The sequence below is a fragment of the Microcystis sp. LSC13-02 genome (assembly GCA_002282935.1).
In the GTDB taxonomy this organism is placed as follows: domain Bacteria; phylum Cyanobacteriota; class Cyanobacteriia; order Cyanobacteriales; family Microcystaceae; genus Microcystis.
Map to the genome: position 1 here is coordinate 1 of MTBT01000292.1, position 10,093 is coordinate 10,093.

At 42.7% G+C, this 10,093-nt stretch carries 10 protein-coding genes; 4 read left to right on the top strand and 6 right to left on the bottom strand.

Annotation, left to right across the window (positions count from 1 at the left end):
• Positions 1–104 precede the first annotated feature (104 nt).
• From BGL89_RS18375 to lepB, 3 genes are all read right to left on the bottom strand, one after another.
• Positions 105–473 (bottom strand): DUF1818 family protein, encoded by a 369-nt coding sequence (locus tag BGL89_RS18375; protein WP_286826968.1) that lies wholly within the window; start codon positions 471–473, stop codon positions 105–107.
• Positions 474–479: 6 nt separating this feature from the next.
• Entirely contained in the window at positions 480–1,055 is a 576-nt protein-coding gene (locus BGL89_RS18380) for a hypothetical protein (protein ID WP_286826969.1), read from the bottom strand.
• A 148-nt stretch (positions 1,056–1,203) separates the two neighbouring features.
• A complete protein-coding gene (lepB, locus tag BGL89_RS18385) occupies positions 1,204–2,301 on the bottom strand; it encodes a signal peptidase I (protein ID WP_286826970.1) in 1,098 nt (365 codons plus the stop codon).
• 137 nt (positions 2,302–2,438) lie between these two features.
• Between lepB and BGL89_RS18390 the strand changes: the two genes are divergently transcribed.
• The 3 genes from BGL89_RS18390 (at position 2,439) to BGL89_RS18400 (ending at position 4,164) form a co-directional block, all read left to right on the top strand.
• The gene (locus BGL89_RS18390) at positions 2,439–3,098 is read left to right on the top strand and encodes a glutathione S-transferase family protein (RefSeq protein ID WP_286826971.1); all 660 of its coding nucleotides are present in this window, start codon (positions 2,439–2,441) and stop codon (positions 3,096–3,098) included.
• Complete coding sequence (locus tag BGL89_RS18395) at positions 3,099–3,395, top strand: glutathione S-transferase (protein ID WP_286826972.1); 297 nt, start codon at positions 3,099–3,101, stop codon at positions 3,393–3,395. It begins immediately after the preceding gene.
• 148 nt (positions 3,396–3,543) lie between these two features.
• Positions 3,544–4,164, top strand: a complete 621-nt coding sequence (locus BGL89_RS18400; RefSeq protein WP_286826973.1) for a chorismate lyase — start codon at positions 3,544–3,546, stop codon at positions 4,162–4,164.
• Between the two features lie 32 nt (positions 4,165–4,196).
• On the opposite strand, the gene BGL89_RS18405 is transcribed toward BGL89_RS18400, so the two are convergent.
• Positions 4,197–6,236: a hydantoinase/oxoprolinase family protein gene (locus tag BGL89_RS18405; RefSeq protein WP_286826974.1), complete on the bottom strand. Its 2,040-nt coding sequence runs from the start codon at positions 6,234–6,236 to the stop codon at positions 4,197–4,199.
• Positions 6,237–6,320: 84 nt separating this feature from the next.
• Here BGL89_RS18405 and BGL89_RS18410 point away from each other — a divergent pair, with 84 nt between their 5' ends.
• Complete coding sequence (locus BGL89_RS18410; protein WP_286826975.1) at positions 6,321–7,328, top strand: Gfo/Idh/MocA family protein; 1,008 nt, start codon at positions 6,321–6,323, stop codon at positions 7,326–7,328.
• A 294-nt stretch (positions 7,329–7,622) separates the two neighbouring features.
• On the opposite strand, the gene csaB is transcribed toward BGL89_RS18410, so the two are convergent.
• Positions 7,623–8,660: a polysaccharide pyruvyl transferase CsaB gene (gene csaB / locus BGL89_RS18415; protein ID WP_286826976.1), complete on the bottom strand. Its 1,038-nt coding sequence runs from the start codon at positions 8,658–8,660 to the stop codon at positions 7,623–7,625.
• Between the two features lie 267 nt (positions 8,661–8,927).
• Positions 8,928–10,007, bottom strand: a complete 1,080-nt coding sequence (locus tag BGL89_RS18420; RefSeq protein ID WP_286826977.1) for a RuBisCO accumulation factor 1 — start codon at positions 10,005–10,007, stop codon at positions 8,928–8,930.
• Between the last annotated feature and the right edge of the window lie 86 nt (positions 10,008–10,093).

Sequence of the window (10,093 nt, forward strand, 5' to 3'; positions counted from 1 at the left end):
CCTGTGAAGCGTCAACCCCGTTGACGCGACCACCCTAAAAAAGTGGCGTGGTGAGGAATCGCCGTCCGTTTTACGGCGGCGAGGATGTCAAGCCCACCGCTTGCTTAAAAATTGTAAAGCAAATTGTCCCAAGCGGCGAGCAACTCTGGCAGGGCAGCGGCCGACCAATTGCCCTCACAACCGCGACCTTGATAGAGAATGAATCGCAGGGAATAATGATCGGGAAATCCGTCCGCTTCTACCCATAAAAGCTCACTTTCCGCTTCACAAGCAATTCTTTCTTCATCCATTAATTCTGTGGCGATGGCCGCCATAGTTGCGGTCAATTGTGATAGTAACCGACGCAAATCTTGCCACTCTGCCTCGGTCAATTCGATCGCCCAATCATCGCCACCAATTAATCCTTTATAAATGGCCGCATTAGGATTCCAACCGAGTCGCCAACCTGAACCATATTTGAGAATTTTTTCCATAATTTTCTAGAATTTTAATAGGTCGGCATCTCCCGGTTTTGATAAAGATGGACGACGGGGAGAAGGACTAGGAGAAGGACTAGGAGTGGGGGTTTCTTGGGGGAGAATGGCGGGGTTATAAATTTCGACTAGAAGGGTGACTAACTGCTGCCGTTGACGACGATTAAGACTGTTAATCGCTTTGATATCGGCAGCCATGGGATTAACGGTAAGGGTTGCTTGTCCGGGATAGTTTTCTTCGTTGATTTTCTCGTTCACTCCTAGATAATCCCCTAGGGTTAATTGCCAATCAAAACGGATGAGAGTAAACCTTTTTTTTGTATCTTGATGATAACGAAGAAAGCGACTTATTAAAGTATTATTCGGATCGATCGCTCCTGTATCTCGACGGGTATAGTTGTTTTCTTTCGGTAAATCTGGCATTGCTTGATAAATTTGTTGAGCAACTGTTTCGGGTCGTTGAATTTGGCTCATCCCGGTGGATTGCCACGATAACCACCAGATAATTATCCCCATTCCTAGACAAAATACTAATAATATTATTCGCTGAATTTTTAGCTTTTGAGGGAATTTTAAGAGCATATTAATCAAGAAAAAGTTGAAGTTAATTATCTAGCACCAGTGGGAATTTTTCAGGAACAACTCAAGGGATTGTGAATATTATAAATCTAACAATACCCAAACTCATCTACTGTAACACCTAGGCTCAAAGTTACCCCAGTCATCCCCATCATAGCAAAGACTGGACACGATCGAGAGGCCAGTAAACTTTATAGGCTTGACCAACGATATAACTTTCCAGCAAAAAACCCCAAGCATGGGAATCAAAACTATGGTTACGATTATCTCCCAAAACAAACAGGGTTTTTGGGGGTACAGTCATAAATTCTATTTCATAATTGGCCAACTCGGCGTTGTAGGGTTCCTCGATAACTTGCCGGTTGAGATAAACTTTACCCCTGCGGATTTCAATGGTATCCCCAGCAATAGCGATGACTCGTTTGATAAAAAAATCTCCAGAATTAGGCTCTAGTTGCTTAATTTTTTCGGGAGTTCTAAAAACAATTATATCGCCTCTTTTCGCTTGATAATTACTGGATTGACTGACGAAAATGCGATCACCTACTGCGAGGGTAGGCAGCATGGATTCGCTAGGAATCTCGAAAAATTCTATTCTTTGATGTAACCAATCGGGAAAATAATTACAGATAATTCCCCAAGTAAAAATTGCTGCCACCATCAGCGCCAAAATGGAACGATAGGTGTGACGATGGGGATGGAATTGATCGGGGAAAGTGTGATAAACATGATAAATAGCGATCGCTGTAGTTAAAGGGTTAAGAAAGAGGACATAGGCAAAAAAATGATCCATTTTCAGGGTAATCAGGGATATAGTCAGAAAAATTATCCCTAAGATCACCTTATCGGCGTACAATTGCCCTAACCCCGGTATAATCCGGTTAGCGAAGACGGCAAACCACGGGTTTTTTTGTTGGCGCGGAATTTTCTCTAAGCTGTTATTCTGTCTGGAATAATAAACAGTCCAGTGAGCGTCAAAAATATTGCTAATGTAAACGATAACCAGAGCAACTATTCCCCCTAATCCCCAGCTTACAGGGCCATTGTGGCTAAAAATTGACCAAATTGTCACAATTATTAATATTACTTGAGCGATTGCCAAAAGGGTTGCTTTCTGGTTTTTGTTAGCATACCATTGTCCCAAACCGGGGAAGAACATCGAGAGATTGACAGCTAACCAGGGATCTTTTGCTTGTGAATTAATCGCATAAGCACGAGAAACAGGCGAAAAAAGGGAGGGTTTGCTCATAGTATAGACCTATTGCCAATTCATTCAACAGTGATCAGTAAACAGTAAACAGTAAACAGTAATCAGTGAACAGTTAACTGAAAACTCACATCTGATAACTGGTAACTGATAACTACTATAGCAACCAACAACACTTAATGCTTTTACTTCAATTTAGCACATCTCATTACTGTCGCAAAGCTCGTTTAGCTCTAGGTTATAAGGGGATTGATTACCAAGTAGAAAATCTCACCCCCGGACTACATATTCTCAAACTCAGGCCCCTAACTAAAGGGTTAACCACTGTCCCCGTTTTAATGGCAGCAGATGAGATTATTGCCGATTCTACTGCCATTTTAAAATATTTAGAAAAAGTAGTTCCTTTCCCCTCTTTTATTCCCGATGGGGAAAAGGAGAAAAATCAAGCTTGGTTACTAGAGGATTGGTTAGATGAAACTATTGGAGTGGAGACCAGATTTGTCTATTATGATTATCGCGCCGGAGAGGGAAAAGCGATCGATCCTTCCCTGAGTAGTCAAATAATTATTAATATCGTGCGACAACAATATAAAATCACCCCAGCAAGGGTAAAACTAGCGGAGGAGCGACTAGAAAATGCCCTCAAGATTCTAGAATATTGGCAAAATCAGCCCTATTTGGTGGCGGATAAATTAAGTGTAGCCGATATTGCCGCCACTGCCCTACTCAGTCCTCTGGCTCTAGTTCCCAGTTATCGTCAAAAATATCCCTGGTTGTTTGCTAGAATCGGGGAAATTCATCAACAGTGTCGGGAAAAATTGCCCCCCGGTTTAAATTAAATGAAGCGAACGACAAAAATTATCATCCTCATCTCTATCGGTTTCTTATCGCCCCTAAAAGCCCTTGCTTTGCCCGCTCCTGAAGATATTCCCGAAGAAGTTTTACGAGCAGAAATTATCACTTCGGCTCGATCGCCCCTTGATAATCAACCCCTAACTGCGGCAGAATATGCTTTACTAGAAGAACAATTAGCCACCAGCATTTATCCCCCCCAAATTAATCCCAAGATTCGACAATTAATTGCCCTGAGAAGATTACAAAAATTCCTCCAGATATTGATACCTTTCTACCGTTAAAATCAAAATAGTCAATCTCCTTTGACAAGAGTGCCTATGCTAACCGAAAAGTTAGAGAGGATTGGAGCAAGGCGATCGCTTTTATCGCCAGCAGACAAAAATCCCGTGTTATGATTAATGAAAAAATCATAAAGTTTTGTAACAAACCTTGACTGCTATCCTCCGCCCCCAAGAAAAGCCGCTGCTTAATCGTCCTTGGTACTCCCTGTCCCCTCTCTGGCAAGGAGACGAAACCGATGTTAAACAAGGTTTACCCCATAGCCAACTCGCCCCCCCGTGGCAGATTTTAATTCTCGGCGATGGTTCTCCCACCCGTCATTTACAACTTTTAACCGGTGAAAAAACGGAAGTAGATGTGATCGATATGTCCCCCATCGGCGACGATGAGGATGGCGCACCGATGAAAATTAGCCTGATTCCGGGGCCGAGATTGCGTCGTCAAGTCTGGTTACGCACAGCTAGTGGTCAAAGGTTAGCCTATGCCGCTTCTTGGTGGTCTGTCAATCAAGTGGACGAATATCTGGAAAATCGTTCCCTACCGATTTGGGAAAGTCTCTCGCGGCTGCACACAGAATTGTATCGCGATGTGCAGGGACTTTATTACGGTCATTCCCCGGAATTAGAAATAGCTTTTGGGGAAAAAGGAGCATTTTGGGGTCGTCATTACCTATTTTGGCACGCTCGCCAACCCCTTACCCTGATTTACGAGGTTTTTTCTCCCTATCTCCGTAAATACCTCGGCGAAATGAGAATTGATCAATTAGAATAACTGCCGTAGATATTTCTATGTGGTTTAATTAGTTAATCTTTGGAGAAAATTAAATGATTTTTCTCCGTTAATTTTGCCATCCAACCCGGTTCAATCACAATCGTGCTAATTTTTTCGATAATAATTGCGGGTCCTGCCAGACAATCAAAAGGTTGCAGATCTGAACGCTGATAAATTGGCGTTTCCTGGCATTGATTAGCCATAAAAACCGCTACTCGATCGAGGATAGGAGGTAATTCTCCCATCGGACGGGAGCGAGTTAAAATTGCTTCTTTGGGACTGTCCATAGTCTGGATCAATTCCACGGCAATCGACTCAACAATTAAAGCTTTTTGTTCTTGCTTAAACCCATAACGTCTTTGATGTTCCCGTTCAAAATCCTGACGCATTTGATCGCTAAAATTAACCGCTAAAGTGGCATCACTGCCTTGATATTTTAAACTGACTTGCTGCCGCACCTGATTATAACCCTCTAATTCCCGACCCGCTAAAACTTCTAATTCGTTCATTTCTGTGGACAACTCCCCGATTAAATCGGCATTTAACCCCTGTTCGATCGCTTTTTCTTTAATTACCCTCAAATCGGCCAAACCCATGCCGTAGGCGCTTAAAACCCCGGCGTAGGGATGGAGAAAAATACTTTTCATTCCCAGAGTATCGGCAATTAAACAGGCCACTTGACCCCCGGCACCGCCAAAGGTACAAAGAGTATAATCACTGAGATCATAACCCTTTTGTAGAGAGATTTTTTTAATCGCATTAGCCATATTTTCCACGGCAATTTGAATAAACCCGTCAGCCAACATTTCAGGACTATTATTACCCCCCATTGTTGCCGCCAATTCTTGAAACTTTGTCAGCACAATCTCTCTATCTAGGGGTAAATTTCCTTCTTGTCCAAAAATAGCAGGAAAATAGGCGGCTTGAATTTTTCCTAACAAAACATTAGCATCGGTAATTGTTAATGGTCCACCCCGTCGATAACAGGCAGGTCCAGGATTAGCTCCGGCACTTTCTGGTCCGACCCGAAAACGATAACCATCATAGACTAAAATCGAACCCCCACCAGCGGCCACGGTGTGAATACTTAACATCGGCACTCGCATTCTTACGCCAGCAATTTCGTTATCTGTTTGGCGCTCGTATTCCCCTTGAAAATGAGAAACATCGGTGCTAGTTCCTCCCATATCAAAACTGATAATTTTGCTAAATCCCGCCCTTAAACTGGTTTGTACTGCCCCGACTATTCCCCCCGCAGGACCGGATAAAATGCTATCTTTGCCCTGAAATTTATCGGCGGTGACTAAACCGCCATCGGATTTCATAAATAGCAAGCTAGTCTTCGGTAATTGCTGGCTAATACTATCAACATAGCGGCGTAAAATTGGCGATAAATAGGCAGAGACTACCGTGGTATCTCCCCGGGATACCAGTTTCATTAAAGGACTGACTTGATGGGAAATGGCTAGGTGAGTAAAGCCGATTTCTTCGGCAATGGCTGCCACTTGTTTTTCGTGGTCGGGATAACGATAACTGTGCATAAAAACAATCGCACAACTTCGGATACCCGCTTGATAAACTGGTATTAAATCGGCTTTAACTTGGGCGGGATTAACGGCGATTAATTCTTGTCCTTGACTATCGTACCGTTCGGCCACTTCGATAACTTGTTCGTATAATAAAGAAGGCAGAATAATTTGACGGGCAAAAATATCGGGGCGATTTTGATAGCCAATTCTCAAGGCATCTTTAAAACCTTTGGTGATTAACAAAACCGTGCGCTCTCCTTTTCTTTCTAACAGCGCATTGGTGGCTACCGTTGTTCCCATTTTAATCACTTCGATGTTATCTAGGGAACCGCTAATATCTTTGATCCCTTGAATGACTGCATCTGGGTATTTTTCGGTATTCTCCGAGAGCAGTTTATAGAGAACAATCCACTGTTGATCGGCAAGGGGAACAATCAGAAATCTAGCGGCATCTCTAGCTAGTTGTTCAATAATTTCTGGTCGATCGATTATCGCCACTATATCGGTAAAAGTTCCCCCTCGATCGATAAAAAATTTTAACATAATCCCTTCCAGGTCTCAGAATCAATTAACAATTGCGCCTAATCCTTTTAAAATAAACTAGATTGATTTATCTGAGTAAGCAAAATGTCCACAGGAATCGCTATCTTAGGGGTAGGACGTTGGGGAGTCCATTTTGTCCGTCATTTTTCTCAACATCCCTCAGCGCAAGTAGTGGCGATCGTTGATCCCTCCCCTGAAAAACTTCATCTCTGTCGCGATCAATTGAATCTCGATACTAATAAAGTTATTTTAGCGAATGACTGGGAATCAATTCGTCTTCACCCCGAAATCTCGGCTGTAGTCGTCGTTACTCCCGCCATCAGTCATTATCCCCTGATTAAAGATGCTCTTAATTTAGGTTATCACGTCCTCGCCGAAAAACCCTTAACCCTCAATCCCCAAGAATGTGCCGAATTAACGGAATTAGCGGCGAAAAAACAGCGTATTTTATTAGTTGATCATACCTATCTTTTTCATCCCGCCGTTATCACCGGACAAAAAGTCCTGCAATCTGGGGGTATCGGTAAACCTCTTTATGGTTATGCCACTCGCACCCACTTAGGTCCGGTCCGTCAGGATGTGTCCGCTTTGTGGGATCTAGCTATTCACGATATCTCGATTTTTAATAGCTGGTTAAATAGTACACCAATATTAGTTCAGGCGAGGGGAACCTTCTGGCTACAACCTAATCTAGCCGATTTAGTCTGGTTAACCCTGATCTATGGCGATGGTTTTCAAGCGACTATTCACCTTTGTTGGTTGAATCCCGATAAACAGCGACGATTAGCAGTAGTTGGCAGCGAAGGGACTTTAATTTTCAATGAATTAGACTCTCGATCGCCTTTAACCCGACAAAAGGGCTATTTTGAACGTCAGGAAGCCTATTTTATTCCCCGGGGACAAGAGACGGAATCTATCCCTATTGCCGATGGTGAACCCCTGAAAGCATTGTGCGAACATTTTTTAGAGTCAGTGGCTACGGGTGTCAATTCTCCTGTGTCTTCGGGATCGGTAGCGACGCAATTAGTCAAAATCCTCCAGGCAGCAGAATTATCTCTAGCCAGAGGTGGAGAGATTGTGCGCTTAGAATAGGGAAAAATGGGAACGTTGACATCCTCACCACGCCACCTTTTAGGATGGTCGTTGAATGGGGTTGACGCGACAGAGCAAAGACCCAGGATACTGCTACCTTAGACCAAATTTCAAAAACTATGGCATACTTATAGAGTCCATTTGGTATCTTTCCCAAAATCATTACCCAGTATGGATTAGAGCGAATTAGCCAAAATACCTGTAATTCTTACCCGTGAGCAACAGGTCTATTAAATCTTGTCTCGGTCAGGGCAATAGTTGTGATAGCTTCGGTAATAGCACTCGACATAAAAATTAGCTCACCAATCTAGATAAAATTTCTCGATGAATTAAAGCTCGATCGATTAAAAAATGTTTGCGATCGCTGGTTAATCCCTCTCCATTGGCATAAAAATCAATCCAAGCGGTACTAATATCATTAACTGCCTCTGGTAACTGATCTAATTCCCAACCCGGCATCGGTACTTCGGCAATTAATCGCGACACTTTCGGATCATAACTAAGGGCAAAACAACGACAATCTTCTGCCGCGGCCATAATTAAACTATGAAAGCGCATTCCGATCACCATTTCTACCCCGCGAAATAAGCCCTTTAACTGTCTTGGATCCTCTAAACTAATGATTTGATGATTTTCCGTTAATTGACGGGCTACAGCTTCACAGAGGGGCAAATCCCGCGACTTTTGAAAAGGGACTAAGAGAATAAACGCCCCCGTACTAATTTGTAAATCAATTAAAGCTCGGGTTAATTTATCTAATTTTGCCGGGGTTAATAGGGGATGGGGACGTAAATTGACGGCGATTCTTGGGGCGGGTAAATCCGATAATCCCTTGACTGATTGAGCGTCTAAAGCCCATACTGGATCGGGGGCAACAATGGGATGAATACCCCAATTGGCGACTAAATGAGCCGAAGTATCATCGCGCACAGTAACTAAACTACATTTTTGTAAAACTTTTTTGGTTAACCAACGGGTAAAAGGTCTATTTAATGGTCCAATTCCCTGCCCCCAAGCAATAGTTTTTAAGCCCAATAATTGAGCAAAAGCCATTAAACCACCGTAATAAATTGGACTGGCAAAACTGGTGACATCCTGCATTAAACTGCCGCCACCCCAGATAAATATATCCGCTTTTTTCATAGTTTGAAAAACTTGCCACCAATCCCTACTAGGACAGGTTTCCACTCCATAACGTTGACTGGTTTCTCTGGGATTATTTGACAAAACAATAGGTTTAATTGCTGAGGGCAACATCTGCAATAGAGACACTAATAATGCCTCATCTCCTCCGTTTCCTCTCCCATAATATCCACAAATTACTGCACGCATATATTCAGTTATCAGTTATCAGTTATCAGTTATCAGTTGTCAGTCAACATTTGCCTGTTGTCTGTTCCAGTGTTTTCTTGAAAGTAGGTTTTCCCTTTTTACTTTTTACTTTAAAAATGTCTCTTAGTTTCTTAAGTTATGCTGTCAGCTACAAGTTAGCAGTGACCAGTTTTATTCGATTCAGTGATCAGTTTATCTATTTTCTTATTCCCACTCATAACTAATAGCTTAAACCTGATCACTGTTTACTGATAACTGATCACTGATTTAGTCGTCCATTTGCCAGGGTTCGGTGATGTTTTTTTCATCGAGGATATTTTTGGCTCTTAAAATCAAGACTAATTGACCTAAGATGGTGACATCGGGGGGACTATCAAACCATTGTAAAGAGACGGAATTATCTCTCTCTACCAGATAATAATTGTTCACGTCCCATTCGGCCAAAACTCGATCGATCACTAATAAAACTTCTTCGGATCTGGTGGCAATCGATCGAGGTAATTGATCGCTAGGCCATAAAATAGCTACAGGATCGATCGCTTTGAGAATTGCTTGCCAACCGGGGAGAGGCACAATTGTTTGTTTATCCCCCACCGTTACCAGTCGAAAAGGTTCCTCGACGCTCAAACTTTCTGTCTGTTTTATATCAGTTACCGTCACCGGAAATCTTCCTACTAAAGGAATAATTCTGGCTAATTCGTCCTCATCCTGTAAACGATGGACGGGTAGCAAAGGTGCGCTACGGGAGGGAGTAACGGTAAAATCTTGCAGTAAAGACTCGATCGCCTGTCTGGCCGAGTCAGAATGGGCAAATTTCAACCCTTTAGCGATTAATTTCGCTCTTTCGGCTAAATCTCGCTTTTGTTTGCCCCGTTTCCAACACTGATAAGCGATCGCATCTCCAGGATGACGGGTAAATTCACTGGGAATCTGGGATAAACGGGAAAAATCTTGGATTGCTTTGGCGATATCGTGTGCTTCAGCCACCTCAATCCTTTTTTCTGCCGCTAACTTCGCTGCCCCCAGTCTTTGTTCTTGATTGAGAATCCGCAATTCGTATAACACATCACTGCGCGGACCGATGTAGTAACTTAATAAATCTTCAGCTGCCCCCGCTTTGATTAAACTCTCAAAAACTTGGGCAGCGACAATAATTAAATTTTGTTGGGCATTTTGAAAACCCGTTTGTTCAAAGATTAACTGGGAATCGTAGCCAGCTTTTTGCAGTTTTTGACATTTTTGCCCCCAATTCACCCAATTTCCTTCCTTATGAAGCAGCGAGCGCATTAATTCGGTCGCTTCCGTTTCGCTGATTCGATCATCTGTACTGCGAGGCTGTTCTGTCATCGAAAATTTTGGGTCTGAAACCCCGTCGTTCTACGACGGCTTTACCGTTAAATACTAGCGCATTTACCAAATATATGCTAAAATGT

Bases quoted from the DNA above. Each gene is read 5' to 3' on its own strand.
- BGL89_RS18375 (WP_286826968.1), bottom strand. From the start codon at position 473: ATGGAAAAAATTCTCAAATATGGTTCAGGTTGGCGACTCGGTTGGAAT.
- BGL89_RS18380 (WP_286826969.1), bottom strand. From the start codon at position 1,055: ATGCTCTTAAAATTCCCTCAAAAGCTAAAAATTCAGCGAATAATATTA.
- lepB (WP_286826970.1), bottom strand. From the start codon at position 2,301: ATGAGCAAACCCTCCCTTTTTTCGCCTGTTTCTCGTGCTTATGCGATT.
- BGL89_RS18390 (WP_286826971.1), top strand. From the start codon at position 2,439: ATGCTTTTACTTCAATTTAGCACATCTCATTACTGTCGCAAAGCTCGT.
- BGL89_RS18395 (WP_286826972.1), top strand. From the start codon at position 3,099: ATGAAGCGAACGACAAAAATTATCATCCTCATCTCTATCGGTTTCTTA.
- BGL89_RS18405 (WP_286826974.1), bottom strand. From the start codon at position 6,236: ATGTTAAAATTTTTTATCGATCGAGGGGGAACTTTTACCGATATAGTG.
- BGL89_RS18410 (WP_286826975.1), top strand. From the start codon at position 6,321: ATGTCCACAGGAATCGCTATCTTAGGGGTAGGACGTTGGGGAGTCCAT.
- csaB (WP_286826976.1), bottom strand. From the start codon at position 8,660: ATGCGTGCAGTAATTTGTGGATATTATGGGAGAGGAAACGGAGGAGAT.
- BGL89_RS18420 (WP_286826977.1), bottom strand. From the start codon at position 10,007: ATGACAGAACAGCCTCGCAGTACAGATGATCGAATCAGCGAAACGGAA.